General features: G+C 58.1%; 11 protein-coding genes. 3 read left to right on the top strand and 8 right to left on the bottom strand.

All coding sequences use genetic code 11. From position 1 onward, the window contains the following. Nucleotides 1-64: 64 nt before the first annotated feature. Nucleotides 65-1711 (top strand): Na+/H+ antiporter, encoded by a 1647-nt coding sequence (locus EH164_RS20610; protein WP_124970589.1) that lies wholly within the window; start codon nt 65-67, stop codon nt 1709-1711. Between the two features lie 124 nt (nt 1712-1835). On the opposite strand, the gene EH164_RS20605 is transcribed toward EH164_RS20610, so the two are convergent. The 4 genes from EH164_RS20605 to acs all read right to left on the bottom strand — a co-directional run bounded on the left by EH164_RS20605 (nt 1836) and on the right by acs (nt 7385). Then, nucleotides 1836-3143, bottom strand: a complete 1308-nt coding sequence (locus EH164_RS20605) for a Gfo/Idh/MocA family protein (protein WP_124970586.1) — start codon at nt 3141-3143, stop codon at nt 1836-1838. A gap of 148 nt (nt 3144-3291) precedes the next feature. Next, on the bottom strand, nt 3292-4941 hold the full coding sequence (gene actP / locus EH164_RS20600) for a cation/acetate symporter ActP (RefSeq protein ID WP_124970583.1): 1650 nt from the start codon (nt 4939-4941) through the stop codon (nt 3292-3294). Continuing rightward, entirely contained in the window at nt 4938-5249 is a 312-nt protein-coding gene (locus EH164_RS20595) for a DUF485 domain-containing protein (RefSeq protein ID WP_054803074.1), read from the bottom strand. The genes actP and EH164_RS20595 overlap by 4 nt, the downstream gene beginning before the upstream one ends. 177 nt (nt 5250-5426) lie before the next feature. After that, the gene (acs, locus tag EH164_RS20590) at nt 5427-7385 is read right to left on the bottom strand and encodes an acetate--CoA ligase (RefSeq protein WP_124970580.1); all 1959 of its coding nucleotides are present in this window, start codon (nt 7383-7385) and stop codon (nt 5427-5429) included. Between the two features lie 685 nt (nt 7386-8070). Here acs and gltP point away from each other — a divergent pair. Beyond that, the gene (gene gltP, locus EH164_RS20585; RefSeq protein ID WP_023478428.1) at nt 8071-9384 is read left to right on the top strand and encodes a glutamate/aspartate:proton symporter GltP; all 1314 of its coding nucleotides are present in this window, start codon (nt 8071-8073) and stop codon (nt 9382-9384) included. Nucleotides 9385-9551: 167 nt separating this feature from the next. Next, nucleotides 9552-10613, top strand: coding sequence for a LacI family DNA-binding transcriptional regulator (locus EH164_RS20580; RefSeq protein WP_124970577.1), 1062 nt, complete (start codon nt 9552-9554; stop codon nt 10611-10613). 11 nt (nt 10614-10624) lie between these two features. Here EH164_RS20580 and EH164_RS20575 read toward each other — a convergent pair whose 3' ends face one another. The 4 genes from EH164_RS20575 to fdhF form a co-directional block, all read right to left on the bottom strand. Further along, a complete protein-coding gene (locus tag EH164_RS20575) occupies nt 10625-11971 on the bottom strand; it encodes an MFS transporter (protein ID WP_094192994.1) in 1347 nt (448 codons plus the stop codon). Between the two features lie 54 nt (nt 11972-12025). After that, nucleotides 12026-14521, bottom strand: a complete 2496-nt coding sequence (locus EH164_RS20570) for a hypothetical protein (RefSeq protein WP_124970574.1) — start codon at nt 14519-14521, stop codon at nt 12026-12028. 28 nt (nt 14522-14549) lie between these two features. Next, entirely contained in the window at nt 14550-15632 is a 1083-nt protein-coding gene (locus tag EH164_RS20565; protein WP_124970571.1) for a glycoside hydrolase family 105 protein, read from the bottom strand. 249 nt (nt 15633-15881) lie between these two features. Further along, the gene (gene fdhF, locus EH164_RS20560) at nt 15882-18029 is read right to left on the bottom strand and encodes a formate dehydrogenase subunit alpha (protein ID WP_124970568.1); all 2148 of its coding nucleotides are present in this window, start codon (nt 18027-18029) and stop codon (nt 15882-15884) included. Nucleotides 18030-18215 lie beyond the last annotated feature (186 nt).

The following is an 18215-nucleotide window of genomic DNA, read 5'->3' as shown; positions in this document are numbered from 1 at the left end:
TAAGCTGAAAGGCCCCGTCTCAGGTCTGATGCGGGTATAACAACACACTGCAAACAGGGAACGCATGGAAATCTTCTTTACCATTCTCATCATGACCCTTGTGGTATCGCTCTCCGGTGTTATCACTCGAGTTCTGCCGTTTCAAATCCCCTTACCGCTGATGCAGATCGCCATCGGCGCGTTACTCGCCTTACCGACCTTCGGTTTGCACGTTGAGTTCGATCCGGAACTCTTCCTCGTGCTGTTTATTCCGCCGCTGCTCTTTGCCGACGGCTGGAAAACGCCGACGCGCGAATTCCTTGAGCACGGGCGCGAGATATTTGGTCTTGCGCTGGCACTGGTGCTGGTCACCGTGGTGGGTATCGGCTTCTTAATTTACTGGATGGTGCCGGGCATCCCGCTGGTGCCCGCCTTTGCGCTGGCCGCGGTGCTGTCGCCAACCGATGCGGTGGCGCTCTCCGGCATCGTCGGCGAAGGGCGCATCCCGAAAAAGATCATGGGCATCCTGCAGGGTGAGGCGCTGATGAATGACGCCTCCGGCCTGGTGTCGCTGAAGTTCGCGGTCGCCGTGGCGATGGGCACGATGGTCTTTACCGTCGGCGGCGCCACGGTCGAGTTCTTCAAAGTGGCGATTGGCGGCCTGCTGGCCGGTTTCGCCGTCAGCTGGCTCTATGGCCGTTCGCTGCGTTTCCTCAGCCGCTGGGGCGGGGACGAACCGGCCACGCAAATCGTGCTGCTGTTCCTGCTGCCGTTCGCCTCTTACCTGATTGCCGAGCATATCGGTTTCTCCGGCATTCTTGCCGCCGTCGCCGCCGGGATGACCATCACCCGCTCCGGCGTGATGCGCACCGCGCCGCTGGCGATGCGCCTGCGCGCAAACAGCACCTGGTCGATGCTGGAGTTTGTCTTTAACGGCATGGTGTTCCTGCTGTTGGGCCTGCAACTGCCAGGGATTCTGGAGTCCTCGCTGGTGGCGGCAGAAGCCGATCCGAACGTTGAAACCTGGATGCTGTTTACCGATATCCTGCTGATTTACGCCGCGCTGATGCTGGTGCGTTTTGGCTGGCTGTGGGTGATGAAGAACTTCAGCCGCCGCTTCCTGACCAACAAGCCGATGGAGTTCGGCGCATGGAGCACCCGCGAGCTGCTGATTGCCACCTTTGCCGGTGTGCGTGGGGCGATTACCCTCGCCGGTGTGCTCTCGATTCCGCTCCTGCTGCCGACCGGCGATGTCTTCCCGGCGCGTTATGAGCTGGTGTTCCTCGCCGCCGGGGTGATCCTCTTTTCACTCTTTGTCGGCGTGATTGCCCTGCCGATGCTGTTGCAGCGTATCGAAGTGCGTGACCACGCCCAGCAGCAGAAAGAGGAGCGCATGGCGCGCGCTGCGACCGCCGATGTGGCGATAGTGGCGATCCAGAAAATGGAGGAGCGCCTGGCAGCGGATACCGAAGAGAATATCGATACTCAGCTGCTGACGGAGGTGAGTTCGCGGGTGATTGGTAACCTGCGCCGCCGCGCCGATGGTCGCAATGATGTGGAAAACACGCTGCAGGAAGAGAACCTCGAACGTCGCTTCCGCCTGGCGGCGCTGCGCTCGGAGCGCGCCGAGCTTTACCATCTGCGCGCCACCCGCCAGATCAGTAACGAGACGCTGCAAAAGATGCTGCACGATCTCGATCTGCTGGAAGCGCTGCTGATCGAGAACAAGTAAGCACGACAGCAATGCCGGATGGCGGCTGCGCCTTATCCGGCCTACAAAACCGTGGGCATGATGCCAACCCGTAGGCCTGATAAGCGTAGCGCCATCAGGCATTAAACGGCTCCGATGCCACTCTTTATGCGCCGTGCGCCGCCTTCTTCAACCGCGCGACCAACTCAAACTCGTTAAAATTGACCGGCCGCTGCTGCTGGAGGGAGATATTGCCCGCAATGCCGGTCAATATCGACATCGCCCCCGCGCGGTGATCGGCTGCGCGTTGCAATGGATCATGCTCCGGTGTGCCAAACAGATCCGCCAGCATCGCGTTATCCCCGCCGCCGTGCCCGCCTTCGCCGAGGGTAAAATCCGCTTTCCACGGCGCGGCAAACATCGGGAAAACGGTAATATCACACGAAGTCAGGCTTCCCTCATTGGCGCGCTCGCCGCCCGCGTTCACATAGGATTTCTCGACGATTTTCATCTCCAGCCGCCCGAGGCTGCCGTTGAACACCACGTTCAGACCCTCCCACGGCAGATAGGTATTCAGCGAGTAGGTCAGTTGACACTGATTCTGGTACTTCACCAGCACCGACATCGTATCCTCAATGGTGATGCCGTCGCTAAACACGCTCTGATCGCGCCAGTAGTTATCCTCATGTTCCGCATCAAGATAGAGCGCTTTTAACTGTGGGTTATCCGCCATATGCAGGGCAAACGGATCGTCCTGGGCAGCGGCATAGCCGTGCGCGCGCGGGTAGAAGTGCGTCACGCCGCGCTTTTCGGCGTTCTCTTTGCCGTAGAAGCGCAGGCCGCCCTCGGCGTACACCCGCAGCGGGAAGCTGTCGAGCCAGAAGTTCATCAGATCGAAATGGTGAGTCGATTTATGCACCAGCAGGCCGCCGCTATTGCGCTTCTCCCGGTGCCAGCGGCGAAAGTAGTCCGCACCATGTTCGGTGTTGAGCAGCCACTCAAAATGCACCGAGTAGACCTCGCCGATGGTGTTATTCATCAGCAGTTCGCGCACTTTGCTGTGGTGCGGCGCGTAGCGATAGTTGAAGGCGACGCGCACGGTTTTGCCGGTCTCTTCAATGGCATCCAGAATACGCAGCGCGCGCGTCTCATCGATGGTCATCGGTTTTTCGGTGATCACATCGCAGCCCGCGCGCAGGGCGCGCACGATATAGTCATCGTGGGTTCTGTCCATGGTGGTGACGATAATCGTATCGGGCTGCGTTTCGCGGATCATCGCCTCAAACTGCGCCGCCTGCCAGGTGGGAACGGAGGCCGCGCCCTCCTGCATTAACAGCTGATTGGCGTAATCCATCCGCGTCTGGTTGGTATCGCAGAATGCCACCATGCGGGCATTCTCTCTCCACTGGCCGCCAATGGCGGAGATATACAAACCGGCACGCCCGCCCGTGCCCACTAACGCATAGCTCTTCATCGCATCCTCTCTTATGAATTGATTTGCTGAATTAATGGAACGTTGTTTCATTTCGATGAGGTTACTGTAGCGCGATGGCGAAATATGCCTATGGCAGAGAGGGGAAAGTGTGATCCCCGGCCAAAAGTGGCCGGGGAGGAGGGGGAGGTTAGTGCGCGCGGCCCTGCTCGATACCGACGCCGGTTTGTGAGCGGATAAACTGGGCGCGGAACAGCTCGCGCTCGCGTTTGCCCGCTTCGGTGTTGTCGGTTGCCGAGAAGACCCAGATGCCGATAAAGGCCACGGCAATGGAGAAGAGCGCCGGGTATTCATACGGGAAGACCGGTGCAGCATGGCCGAGGATCTGCACCCAAATAGTCGGGCCGAGCACCATCAGGATCACCGCCGTCAGCAGGCCAAGCCAGCCGCCAATCATCGCCCCGCGGGTGGTCAGTTTCGACCAGTACATCGACAGCAGGATAATCGGGAAGTTACAGCTTGCGGCGATAGAGAAGGCCAGCCCCACCATAAAGGCGATGTTCTGCTTCTCGAACAGAATGCCCAGCAGGATAGCCACCACGCCCAGGATCAGCACGGTGATTTTCGACACCCGCAGCTCCTGGCGCTCCGTCGCGCCTTTGCGGAAGACGTTGGCGTAGAGGTCGTGCGACACCGCCGAAGCGCCCGCCAGCGTCAGGCCTGCGACCACCGCCAGAATGGTGGCAAAGGCAACGGCGGAGATAAAGCCGAGGAATAGATTGCCGCCCACAGCATCGGCGAGGTGCACCGCCGCCATATTGTTGCCGCCAATCAGCGCGCCCGCCGCATCTTTAAACGCCGGGTTCGCGCCGACCAGCATGATGGCACCAAAACCGATGATAAAGGTCAGGATGTAGAAGTAGCCCATAAAGCCGGTGGCGTAGAGCACGCTTTTACGCGCTTCCCGCGCATCGCTGACGGTAAAGAAGCGCATCAAAATATGCGGTAAACCGGCGGTACCGAACATCAGTCCAAGGCCTAACGACAGCGCCGATATCGGATCTTTCACCAGCCCGCCTGGGCTCATGATCGCCTCGCCTTTCGGGTGCACCGCCATCGCTTCGCTAAACAGGTTATTGAAGCTGAAGCCGACATGTTTCATCACCATAAAGGCCATAAAGCTGGCACCGAACAGCAGCAGCACGGCTTTGATGATCTGCACCCAGGTGGTGGCGAGCATGCCGCCGAACAACACATACATCACCATCAGCACGCCAACCAGCACCACCGCGATATGGTAGTTCAGGCCGAACAGCAGCTGGATAAGCTTGCCCGCGCCGACCATCTGCGCGATGAGATAGAGCGCCACCACTACCAGCGAACCGCAGGCGGAGAGGATACGAATCGGCCCCTGTTTCAGGCGATAGGAGGCGACATCGGCAAAGGTGTAGCGCCCGAGGTTACGCAGCCGTTCGGCAATCAGGAAGAGGATGATCGGCCAGCCGACGAGGAAGCCGAGGGAGTAGATCAGCCCGTCGTAGCCGGAGGTGTAGACCAGCGCCGAAATGCCAAGAAACGAGGCGGCAGACATAAAGTCACCGGCAATCGCCAGCCCGTTCTGGAAACCGGTGATATTGCCGCCCGCCGTATAGTAATCGTTGCGCGAGCGAACGCGTTTGGAGGCCCAGTAGGTGATGTAGAGGGTCAGCACGACGAAAATCAGGAACATGATTATCGCCTGCCAGTTGGTCGGCTGGCGCTGCACCGCGCCGGTAATGGCATCAGCGGCATTTGCCGCCAGCGGAAGTGTGGCGGCAAGCGCCGTCAGGACTCTCTTCATGGCGCTTTTACCTCGCTCAGTACCGCCCGGGTCAACCGTTCAAACTCACTGTTGGCGCGCCAGACATAGACCGCCGTCAGCACGAACGAAATCAAAATCACGCCGATACCAATCGGGATGCCGCGCGTGACGGTGGTGCCCGCATGCAGCGGCGTGCCGAGCCAGTGCGGGGCAAAAGCGATAAGCATGATAAAGCCGACGTAGATAATCAGCATGATGATGGATAAGAGAAAGGCAAACCGTTGCCGTTTTTCAACTAACTCCCTGAAATGCGCACTGTTTTCTATCTGCTGATAAAGGTCGTTCATCGCAGGTCTCCAGAGGTTTATAGGGGCTTTCTTTGCCGGATGGCGACGCAACACCTCTTATCCGGCCTACCACCCGCAGGGGCTTATGTAGGCCGGATAAGGCGTCAGCCGCCATCCGGCGTAATTATTATCTTCAAAGCCAGCCGGATAACGACGTCCAGCGCATCCGGCCCAGGGTTACGACGGCATCGTAATGGACTGCTTCTCTTCGAGCAGTTTCTCCACTACGCCCGGATCGGCGAGGGTTGAGGTATCGCCGAGGTTGCTGGTATCGCCAGCGGCAATCTTGCGCAAAATACGGCGCATGATCTTGCCGGAGCGGGTTTTCGGCAGCGAGTCGGTCCAGTGCAGCACATCCGGCGTCGCCAGCGGGCCAATCTCTTTACGCACCCAGTTACGCACATCGGTATAAAGCTCCGGCGACGGCTCTTCGCCGTGGTTGAGCGTCACGTAAGCGTAGATCGCCTGGCCTTTGATATTGTGCGGAATACCGACCACCGCCGCTTCGGCGATTTTCGGGTGCGACACCAGCGCCGACTCAATCTCCGCCGTGCCGAGACGGTGGCCGGAGACGTTGAGCACATCGTCCACGCGTCCGGTGATCCAGTAGTAGCCATCTTCATCCCGGCGCGCGCCGTCGCCGCTGAAGTACATATTTTTAAAGGTGGAGAAGTAGGTCTGCTCGAAGCGATCGTGATCGCCAAACAGCGTCCGCGCCTGGCCCGGCCACGAGTCGGTGATCACCAGGTTGCCTTCGGTCGCGCCCTCAAGCGGATTACCTTCGTTATCAACCAGCGCAGGCTGCACGCCAAAGAAGGGGCGCGTGGCGGAACCGGCCTTCAACTGAGTTGCGCCGGGCAGCGGGGTGATCATAAAACCGCCGGTTTCCGTCTGCCACCAGGTGTCCATCACCGGGCATTTGCCGTTACCGATTTTCGACCAGTACCACTCCCACGCTTCCGGGTTGATTGGCTCGCCGACGGAACCCAAAATACGCAGCGAAGAGCGGTCAGTGCCGGTAATGGCTTTATCCCCTTCCGCCATCAGGGCGCGGATCGCCGTCGGCGCGGTGTAGAGAATATTGACCTTATGCTTATCGACCACCTGGCTCATGCGCGCCGGGGTCGGCCAGTTCGGCACCCCTTCAAACATCAGCGTGATGGCACCGCAGGCCAGCGGGCCGTAGAGCAGGTAGCTGTGGCCCGTTACCCAGCCGACATCCGCCGTACACCAGTAGACGTCGCCCGGATGGTAATCAAAAACATATTTAAAGGTGGTTGCGGCATAAACCAGATAGCCGCCGGTGGTGTGCAGCACCCCTTTCGGTTTGCCGGTCGAGCCAGAGGTGTAGAGGATAAAGAGCGGATCTTCCGCGCCCACTTCCACAGGCTGATGCTCATCGTGGGCATTCGCCGTTAAATCGCTCCACCAGAGATCGCGCCCTTCGTGCCACTCGATATTGCCGCCGGTGCGCTTGAATACCACCACATGCTCAACGCTCTTCACGTTGGGGTTTTTCAGCGCGTCATCGACGTTTTTCTTCAGCGGGATCGCGCGCCCGGCGCGGACGCCCTCATCGGCGGTGATCACTAAGCGCGAGCTGGAGTCGATAATGCGCCCGGCAACCGCTTCCGGCGAGAAGCCGCCGAAAATCACCGAGTGGACTGCGCCAATACGCGCGCAGGCGAGCATCGCTACCGCCGCTTCCGGCACCATCGGCATATAGATCGCCACCACATCGCCTTTTTTAATGCCCAGATCCACCAGCACGTTGGCAAAGCGGCAGACATCGCGGTGCAGTTCGCGGTAAGTAATGGTTTTGCTCTGGCTGGCGTCATCGCCTTCCCAGATAATCGCCGGCTGGTCGCCGCGCTCGGCGAGATGGCGATCGAGACAGTTCGCGGCCAGGTTCAGGGTGCCATCCTGATACCAGTTGATGGAGATATTGCCGGGCGCGAAAGAGGTGTTCTTTACGGTGGTATAAGGTTTAATCCAGTCAAGGATTTTGCCCTCTTCGCCCCAGAAGGTCTCCGGGTCGCTAACGGAGTGCTGATATTTGGCTTCATACTGCTGTGGATCGATCAGGCAACGCTCCGCAATGTTCGCGGGAATATCGTGTTTATGTATTTGGCTCATGGCGGTTGCTCTCCTTGTAAGATGTTAATAATATGTCACAAGAACGTTAATTGTAGGGCCTTTGCCTGCTTTGTTTATTATTTGCGCGATAGATCACGCATTAGACAAGGTAACTGCAAATTCGCTGAACCGTTTGTGCCGCGCTGAAAAAGCGCGATAAGGCACGCAAAGAGAGAAATTTCCTTCATAACAGCACGTTATGAAATATGACGATTTGATTACCCCGCTATTCGCTGTATGAAAGGTGAACAAGCGTAAGCGCCTGAATATAAACCACTGAACAAATAGGCTCTTAATAATTTTTGTCATGGATTATTCACTCTTTAAATAGAAAAGCGCAGTGGAAATTTCGGTGTGGGATCGGTTGTACGACATTTCTGATGATTAAAAAGTGCGCAACCGAACAATTTCAGTGTATTAATTTCCAAAGTTAAATATTGGAATTACGCAGAGTGAAAAGTTTTTTATAACAAGTAGTTATTTTTCATAACTGGAATAAAAGACGGTTTTTCCTTAAAAAATCAGTCAAACCCCCTCCCGCTATAGGGTTGCGCGTTACACCTTGCAAATGGTACTGATAATGCGCGTTAAAAACCCCCGCAATACCGTGCAACGCAAATCATACCCTTTCAGTATGTGTCGTTCCTGTGCATGGAATGGCGCTTCATTGAGGATGTCTGTAGTGATGAAAAATATGAAAATCAGCCTGGCCTGGCAGATATTGCTGGCTCTGGTGCTGGGTATTCTTCTGGGTAGTTACTTGCATTATCAGAGCGACAGCCGTGAATGGCTGATTGCGAATTTCCTGTCTCCGGCGGGCGATATCTTTATTCATCTGATCAAAATGATCGTGGTGCCGATTGTGATCTCCACGCTGGTGGTGGGTATTGCAGGCGTTGGCGACGCGAAGCAGCTTGGTCGAATCGGCGCGAAAACCATTATCTATTTCGAAGTGATCACTACGGTTGCGATTGTGCTTGGCATTACGCTGGCCAACGTCTTCCAGCCGGGCTCGGGCATTGATATGTCGCAGCTGGCAACGGTGGATATTTCGAAATACCAAAGCACCACCGCGGACGTGCAGAGCCACGCTCACGGTCTGATGGGAACCATCCTGTCGCTGGTGCCGACCAATATCATCGCGTCGATGGCGAAAGGCGACATGCTGCCGATCATCTTCTTCTCGGTGCTGTTTGGCCTGGGCCTCTCTTCGCTGCCGGCAACGCACCGCGAGCCGCTGGTAACCGTCTTCCGCTCCATTTCCGAAACCATGTTTAAAGTCACCCATATGGTGATGCGTTACGCGCCGGTTGGCGTCTTCGCGCTGATTTCGGTGACGGTCGCTAACTTTGGTTTCGCCTCGCTCTGGCCGCTGGCGAAGCTGGTGATCCTCGTTTATGTCGCGATTATCTTCTTTGCGCTGGTGGTGTTAGGTCTGGTGGCGCGCGTCTGCGGGCTGAGCGTCTGGACCCTAATCCGTATCCTGAAGGATGAGCTGATTCTGGCTTACTCCACCGCCAGCTCGGAAAGCGTGCTGCCGCGCATTATCGAAAAGATGGAAGCCTACGGCGCGCCGCCGTCGATCACCAGTTTCGTGGTGCCGACCGGTTACTCCTTTAACCTCGACGGCTCGACCCTTTACCAGAGCATCGCGGCAATCTTTATCGCCCAGCTTTATGGTATCGACCTGTCGCTGTGGCAGGAGATCGTCCTCGTGCTGACGCTGATGGTGACCTCGAAAGGTATCGCCGGTGTGCCGGGCGTATCGTTTGTGGTGCTGCTGGCAACCCTTGGCAGCGTCGGTATTCCGCTGGAAGGGCTGGCGTTTATCGCCGGTGTTGACCGTATCCTCGATATGGCGCGTACCGCGCTGAACGTGGTCGGCAACGCGCTGGCGGTGCTGGTGATCGCCAAGTGGGAACACCAGTTTGACCGCAAAAAAGCGCAGGCCTACGAGCGCGAAATGCTGGGCAAATTTGATAAAACCGCCGGACAGTAACCGGCGCAGGCTCCCCGGCTCAAGCGTGCCGGGGAGTGTTTCTCCTCTTTGCTATCGCGAAAACGACACGCCTCTCATTTCTCCACCTCCCTCTCTCCAACTTATTGACACCCTTTATGTAAATGCCATGCTGATGCCTTCGAACCGGCAGAAGGATGGACGCAATAATGGTTTCGCGTAAAGCGGATGATGATCAGAGCGGTGCAGCCTTGCGCCGCGTGCGGCTGGACGATATCGCGACCCGTTGCGGCACTTCGCTCAGCACCGTTTCGCGTGCGCTCTCGGGCGAGAAGGGGGTAAGCGAGACGCTGCGCGCCCGCATTCAGGAGGTCGCTCGCGCCATGCGTTACACACCGGCTCAGGAGATTGGCGGCACGCGTATTGTGCTGGCGGTGTCGCAGGCGGCGATGCTTGATTACAACCGCTATCAGTTCAGCTGGTATGTGTTGCAGGGGTTAAAAGAGCGGGCAAAAGTGCTCGGCGTCGAGCTAACGACCCATGCTCTGAGCGGCCAGGATGATCCTGCGTTGCAGGCTTTGCTGAGCGAGCCCGATATCGGCGGCGTGCTGGCGTTAACGGTGGACGACCCCGGTTTTCTCACCGCCGTGGCCGGGCTGCGCAAACCGGCGGTGCTGGTCAACAGCGAAGATCCGCTGATGCGCCTCTCCAGCGTGCTGCCCTGCAACCGCTCCGCTACCCGCATGGCCTGCGACTATCTGATTGCCCACGGGCACCAGCATATTCTGTTTCTCACCCATCCAGGGCGGCGCACCATTGCGCAGCGGGAAGAGGGGTGGCGGGAAGCGATGCGTGATGCGCACCTCTCCTGCGATGAGGGCGATATTCTCACCGTGACCGACTGGCTACCGGAGCTGGCCGAGCAGGCGGTGATGGCCTGGTTTGCGAAGGGCAAACACCCGCATACCGCAATTCTGTGTGCCAATGATTCGCTGGCGCTGGGGGCGATGCAGGGGCTGACAAAACTGGGCATCGGCGTGCCGGAGGCGGTGTCGGTGGTCGGGATGAACGATCTGCCGCAGGCGGAGTTTGCTTCCCCGGCGCTGACCACGGTGCATCTGCCGGTGCAGGAGATGGGCACCCTCGCGCTCGAGCTATTGCAGGATATGATTGCCGGTAGCGTTGAAACCCCGCGGCGGATTGAGTTGGCCTGCACGATGGTCGAGCGTCAGTCGGTAGCAAAACGGGGCGCCGAAGCGTCCCCGTTTTAAGCGCGAGCGGGTTAATCGAATTTCGCCCGCTCCATTTTTGGCACCAATAGCAGGTACATCACGCCCCAGGCGACCAGATAGGCGACAGAGCTGATGGCAAACAGCGCCCAGTAATTGCCAGAAGATTCCAGCACGGCACCAATAACCGTTGAGAAAATCACGCTGCCGATCATGCCGAAGGTGCTGCCAATCCCGACCACGGAGCCGACCGCCGCGTTGGGGAAGAGGTCGGAAACGGAGGTCAAAATATTCGCTGACCAGCCCTGATGCGCAGCCGCCGCCAGACCGACCAGCGCCACCGCTGCCCACAGATTATCGACCTGGGTGGCGGCAAAAATCGGCGTCACCAGGCAGGCGCAAATCAGCATCGTGGTTTTACGCGCTTTCGCCGCGCTAAAGCCCATATTCATCAGTTTGCCCGGCAACCAGCCCGCGCCAAGACTGCCGACAATCGCAAACAGATAGATCACGATCAGCGGTAAACCTAAGCCCTCCATATTCAGCCCGCGCGACTCGTTAAGCCACTTCGGCAGCCAGAAGAGGAAGAACCACCAGATCGGGTCGGTCAGCATCTTGCCGAGAGCAAACGCCCACAGCTGGCGATACTTCAGCAACTGCGTCCATTTGATGGCGGAGACGTTCACCGCCTCCTCTTTATCCTGGCGGATCCACGTCAGCTCTTCCTGGGTGGCTTTATCGCTCGCCTTACCAAAGGCTAAAAACCACGGGATCAGCCAGACAAAGCCAACGCCGCCGAGGATCAGAAACGCGCCGTGCCAGCCGTAATGAATGGCAATAAAGGGGATCAATGCCGGTGAGATCACCACGCCAATGTTGACCGCTACGCCAAGGATACCTGTCGCCAGCGTACGCTCTTTTTTCGGGAACCAGTCGGAGATCACTTTCATCGCCGCCGGGAAGTTAGCCGCTTCGCCCAGCCCCAAAATCACGCGCACAATCATAAAACCGACCACGGTGCCGACCACCGCGTGCAGCATGGCGGCGGCGCTCCACACCACCATGGCGATGGCGTAGCTGATGCGGGTGCCGAGCTTGTCGATAATGCGCCCGCACACCAGCGTGCCGATGCCGTAAGCAATGGTGAAGGCATTTACCAGCCAGCTATATTCGATCTGCGTCCAGCCGATATCCTTTTGCAGCATCGGTGCCAGCAGGCCGAGGATCTGCCGGTCCATATAGTTGACCGTGGTGGCGAACACCAGCATCGAGCAGATCACCCACCGGTAGTTGCTTTTCGGCTTCGCCACCGCCCGGGCGGGGTTGTGGATCGCATTCGGGTTAACGTCGTTTTGCGCCGCCGCCTGTGGGCTGCGCGCCTTATCAATTTGCGTTTCCATAAACTGTCTCCCGACCCGCACGGTCACCCGCCGGGTCGTTACGCGCCAGAGGGATTAGAGAGTGAGTTCGCGGCTTTCGCCATCAACGGTCCACGTCGCCGGGTCGAGTGTGCGCCCCTGCGCCTGCACGCGTCCGTCGGCATAAAACAGCACCTCACCGTAATTCGCATCGCGCACGTGCAGCGTGCCGTCGCCCCGTGTTTCAACCTGCAAATCAGCAAAGTGGCTGGCAAATTGCGCCAGCGTGGTGAGTGCGGGATCGTCATTGAGGCGGATCAGCCAGCAGGTTTCGCGCCCGGAGAGGCGCACTTCGCACTCGCGGGTTGGGCCGCCATCGACCACCTCAAAAGGCCGGTTGCCGGTCAGTTGCACCATGCCTTCACCACCGCGCAGCAGAATGCGCGCCGCATCGATCTGTTTTTCATCAAAGGCGCTCTGCGGCAGCCAGGCGTGGGTAAAGTCCGGTTGCCCGTCATGAGTGTTAAAGAGGACCACCGCCAGGCCGCGATACTGCTGCACGCGCGGCAGCGTGCCGCATCCGCCCCAGTACGAGGGGCGACCAAAACCGCCGTGTAGGGTTTCGCCGGGGTGATTGATCCACATCTGCGCTTCCGGCCGGTCGCCGATGCGCAGATGGATCGGCGTCTCCTGATAACCCCATTCGCCCCAGCGATAGCCAGCAATTGAGCCCATCGCCGCCTGGCGAGTTTTGTAGTGATAGAGGCGAGCGATGCGGTTTGCGCCCTGGGCGAAACACCACTCCAGCGCGCTATCACCCTGCCAGACGGCAACCTCGGCCAGTTCCGGCGCCAGCGACAGTTTTTGCTGGCGCAGCAGCAGCGCAATTTGCGGCAGGGCGTGGAAGCGGCAGCCGTAGTTGCCTTTGCCCCACAGCAGGCGGGAGAGGGCAGAGAGCTCCAGCGAGCGCCCGGCGCGTAAGGTGTATTCGTAGGAGCGCCCCTGCGAGGCGGTAAGCGTTCCCTGGTGGGCAGAACGCGCAATCTGTTCTAATAAACGGGCAATCGCGCGCTGGCTGCGGGCAACGATTTCAGCATCGTCCGCCAGCGCGGCGAGCGCGGTTAACCCTTTTAAATCAATCGGGAAATAGGGGGCCGAGTTCCACTCCGCCATTTCACACTGCTCGAAATGATCAAGCCACGCCAGCACGCGCGTGCGCCCCGCGTCGGCCTGCTCCCGCCCGCTTCTACCGCTGCGCGCAAAGGTGCTGTCGGTAAAAAAGCTGCCCGCCAGGTACGCGGCGGTGTGAAACAGCAGGGCGTGGTTTTCCGAGAAGTACCACTGCACATCATTGCCCGGCTCATCCATCCAGTAGCGGAAGTTGAGGATCGCATGATCGATTTTCGCCCGCGTGTCGGCGGCGATCTGCTCGCCCCAGGCGATACGGCACCACAGCAGCGGTACGAGGGTGAAATCTGCGCAGTCATGACATGCTTCGACCGAGGGCAGCACCCCTTCAAGCATCGCGTGAGTCTGCGCGTCGTTCATATGACAGGCCAGCCGCGCCAGCGCTTTAACGCTGCTGTACTCGCCCCGGGTCGCTACATAGTGCAGCGCTTCGTCGATGCGCGCCTGCTGGGTGGTGGGCACCTGCGCCTGCTCTTCGGCGTGGCAGATCTCCACCCCCAGCGTGCGGGTGATGCGAAAGCCTGCTTTCTCTAAGCTGATAACAAAATTGCGGAAATCTGCGGGCAGCGCTTCGCTCTGCGCAATCTCCACCTCCGTTTCGCCTTTCTCCAGCGTTGCCGAAAGTTCGACTGGCCTGTCTAAGGAGATAAAATCCCCCACCACGCGAATGGCGAGATGCAGGGTCTCCGCTGCCGGTTGCGGGAAGCGCAGACGCACCGGGCCGGAGGTGTAGGTCGCCTGATCAAAGGAGATGCCGTCGAGCAGCTGCTCCATATGGCGGGTCATTTCGCCACCGATCGGCGTCGGCAGCGCAATGTGCAGCGGCGCGCCCTGCACATAATCGAGCTGGAAGAAGAAGCGAATATCGCGCTCGGCCAGATCGTCAAACCAGACGGCAATCTCGTTTAACCCGGCGTGCAACGTGACCGTAAATTCAAACACGCTCTCGAGGTTGCGCTGGTAATCCGCCTTCCACGCCACCTCGTTGCCATTCACCGAAACGACCGCCGCCCCGCAGGTGGTCAGGCGAAAGGTGTGTTCACCTGGCTCTTCTGCCACAAATTGACTTTTTGCCAGCGCGCCGACGCGCGTCGGGCGAAACCAGAAGCCGGAAAGATCGACGCGATCCGAGCCAAACGGAAACCACCACGTTGTCATTGCGGTCTCGCCAAATGGCGTCGGCTTTTTGCCAGCGAAATCCCGCTGGAATTCCGTGCGGCACGGGTAGGTGTGGGGAATAAAGTTTTTATGTTTACTTAAAAAGAAAAAGGGATCCATTTCGCCCTGCATTGGCTGGTCAGCCACATCATAGGGCAGGGAAGAAATGGGCGATAATTGCCAGTAGCGCACGGCGTTATTTATCGCGAGCGGAAAATAACAATAATTCTCTTGCGGCGTTGTCATTATTTTCTCCAGGTACAGAGCTGTTGTTTTATTTATTTTCTGTCAGACGCAGACCTTCGCTGAGGCATAAAATTGCCAGCGCCTGGCCATAGCCCGTCGGTTGTAAGGGAATATCCTTATAAAATTGCAGGGTTCTGCCCATGCGCGTGCCGTAAGAGACATTGTGTACGGTGCCGCGGCTATCAATATTATTTTGCACCGCGGCCAGCGCTTTTAATCCCGCCGCTTTCCAGCGCTCATCGCCAATGCCGAGCCGTGCGCCTTTTAACAGACCATAACCAAACCCGGCGGTGGCGGAGATCTCTTCATAGGAGTCGGGGTGATCGAGCAGGGTGTGCCATGCGCCGCTCTCTGCCTGCAGGTCGAGCAGGGTGTTAACCTGCGCTTTCAGGCACTCAAGCAGGTAATCGCGCACGCCGCCGCCAAGATCGGTGAGTTCAATAAACTCCAGAATGCCGACGGTGATCCAGGCATTACCGCGCGCCCAGCGGGCATTGGCGAAGTTGCTCTTTTCGGCGAAGCTCCAGCCGTGAAACCACAACCCGGTGTGCGGATCGTTAAGATAGCGGGCGTGGAGCAGGAACTGGCGCACCGCTTCATCTACCAGCTCCTGGCGGCCGGACACGGTGCCGTAATGGCCGAGAAACAGCACCACCATAAACAGCGTGTCGTCCCAGATCTCCTGCTCGTTGATGCCGTCGGAGACCACATGTTGAAAGCCGCGCTCCGGCGTGCGCGGCAATTCGCTCATCACGCGATCGGCCCAGGCATCCAGCACCTGCTGATAGCGCGGGTTACGGTGATGAGACCAGAAGAGCGACAGCGGCAGCATCGGCGCGGTGGTATTGATATTAAGCGGCGGTAACCCTTTGGCGATATTCTCCTCAAACCAGCGGTCGATTTGGTTATAAATGTCATCCCGCCGCGTAAATTCCCACAGCCTGACCATGCCAAATAACCCGACGCCCTGCGGCCACTCCCAGCTGGTAAAGGAAATATAATCCCCCGGCGTGCCGTCGAGATTTGGCTCATTAAATTTTCCCTCATCTTTTAATGAGGTAAAGCCCTGCAATAATAAATTTAATTGATCACTTAATGTGCGCATTTGCATATTTAATCCCACGCTGAAAATTATTTTATGCGTTGATTAAATCACTTTGATTTTTTAATGCGCAATACGAAAAAATTTTGCGTTTTTGAATTGTGAGCCATGCGGTCATTCTTAAACGAGGGGCTTTACAGGAATAGAAGATAAAACAACAGGTTAATGAAATAATGTTTTAGATTTGTATGAAGGGCGCAAAAATTTTGCGTGCAGGGGTGAAAAGCAAAAAAACGGGGGCATTCGCCCCCGCTTTTCTCAACCCATCGCGCTTTCGCGCAGCCGGGTTTTCAGCTTGCTGTACTCATCAATGACATACTGCTCGGCGGCGCGCTGATCGGCGATCGGCTCAATGCGCACGGCGCAGTATTTATACTCCGGCGTTTTGGTTATCGGGCTTAAGTTCTCCGTCACCAGCTCGTTACAGGCACCGATCCACCACTGGTAGGTCATATACACCGCCCCTTTGTTCGGGCGATCGCTGACCTGCGCGCGGGTGATGATTTTGCCTTTGCGCGAGTTAACCCACACCAGTGCTTCATCTTCAATGCCCAGCCTTGCGGCGTCGGCCGTGTTGATCTGCGCATAGCCCGGTTCATCCGCCAGCGCGGCGAGCGCGGCGCAGTTGCCGGTCATCGAGCGGCAGGAGTAGTGGCCCACTTCGCGCACGGTGGAGAGCACCATCGGATACTCCTCGGTGAGTTTATCCATCGGCGCGACCCAGTCGCAGGTGAAGAACTGCGCCTTGCCATTCGGCGTATCGAACTGCTCCTTAAACAGGTACGACGTGCCCTGATCGGCCTCTGACTCATCGCGGCACGGCCACTGGATGTAGCCCAGCTCACCCATTTTTTCGTAGGTGGCGCCGTAGAAGTCCGGGCAGAGATGACGCAGCTCGTCCCAGATTTCCTGCGTGTTGCGATAGTGCATCGGGTAGCCCATGCGGGTGGCGATCTCGCTGATGATTTGCCAGTCCGTTTTCAGATCCCACTTCGGCTCGACGGCTTTAAAGAAGCGCTGGAAGCCGCGATCCGCTGCGGTGTAGACCCCTTCATGTTCGCCCCATGAGGTCGAAGGCAGGATGACATCCGCCGCGGACGCGGTTTTGGTCATAAAGATATCCTGCACAATCACCAGCTCCAGACCCTCAAACGCTTTACGCACCGCCGACAGCTCGGCGTCCGTTTGCAGCGGATCTTCGCCCATGATGTAGGCGGCGCGCACCTCGCCGTGCTCCACACGGTGCGGCAGTTCGCTGATGCGATAGCCGGTATGTGCCGGTAAGCTCTCCACGCCCCAGGCTTTGGCGAACTTCTCGCGGTGGGCCTCCTCTTTCACGTACTGGTAGCCCGGGAAGGTGTCCGGCAGCGCGCCCATATCGCAGGCACCCTGTACGTTGTTCTGCCCGCGCACCGGGTTGACGCCAACGTGCGCTTTGCCGAGGTTGCCGGTGAGCATCGCCAGGCTGGTCAGCGAGCGCACGGTTTCCACGCCCTGGTAGAACTGGGTAACGCCCATGCCCCAGAGGATGGCGGCGGTTTTCGCCCCGGCGTACATGCGCGCGGCCTGGCGAATCTGCCGGGCGCTGACGCCGGTCACCTCTTTAACCGACTCCGGCGTATAGCCTTCAACGATCTTGCGGTACTCCTCGAACCCTTCCGTGCGGCTGGCGACAAACGCCTCGTCGTAGAGTTTTTCCTCAATAATCACATGGCCCATGGCGTTCAACAGGGCAATGTTAGAACCGTTTTTCAACGCGACATGCAGATCGGCGATGCGCGCGGTTTCAATTTTACGCGGATCGCAGACGATGATTTTCGCCCCGTTTTGCTTCGCGCGAATCACATGATTGGCGACGATCGGGTGGGAATCCGCCGGGTTGTACCCAAAGATAAAGACTAAATCGGTGTTATCGATTTCATTGATGGCATTACTCATCGCGCCATTACCGACCGACTGGTGCAGACCTGCAACCGAGGGGCCGTGTCAGACACGCGCGCAGCAGTCAACGTTATTGGTACCAATAACGGCGCGCGCGAATTTTTGCATGATGTAGTTGGTTTCGTTGCCGGTACCGCGCGATGAGCCGGTGGTCTGGATCGCATCGGGGCCATATTTTGCTTTGATCTCGCTCAGACGGCTGGCGACATAATCAAGCGCCTCCTCCCAGGAGACCGACTCCAGTTTGCCGCCGCGCTGGCGGCGAATCATCGGGGTTTTCAGGCGCGGCGTCAGGATCTGGGTATCGTTAATGAAATCCCAGCCGTAATAGCCTTTCAGGCAGAGGGTTCCCTGGTTGGTTTTCCCCTGCGCTGCTTCCGCCCGAACGATTTTGCCGTTATCGACCACGAGGTGAATCTTGCATCCCGAGGCGCAATACGGGCAAACCGTGACGACTTTTTCCATCACTTTCGCTCCAGTTAAAATTTGCGTTTCCGCTGTCGCTCCCGGTTATGCATCTTTTATGCCATCGCAATGCAGAGGGGCGTGAGGGGATATTACGGCGCAAATCCAGGCAAAATAGTGACGAAGCGCAGTCCATCGTCAAATGTGACGTGTCGAAAGGCGAAGGGGATGTGACCGCGCTTAAAA

The sequence above is a fragment of the Kosakonia sp. CCTCC M2018092 genome, assembly GCF_003864115.1.
Lineage (GTDB): Bacteria > Pseudomonadota > Gammaproteobacteria > Enterobacterales > Enterobacteriaceae > Kosakonia > Kosakonia cowanii.
The sequence above is the reverse complement of the archived record's forward strand: the minus strand, read 5'-3'. Positions and strand labels throughout refer to the sequence as shown.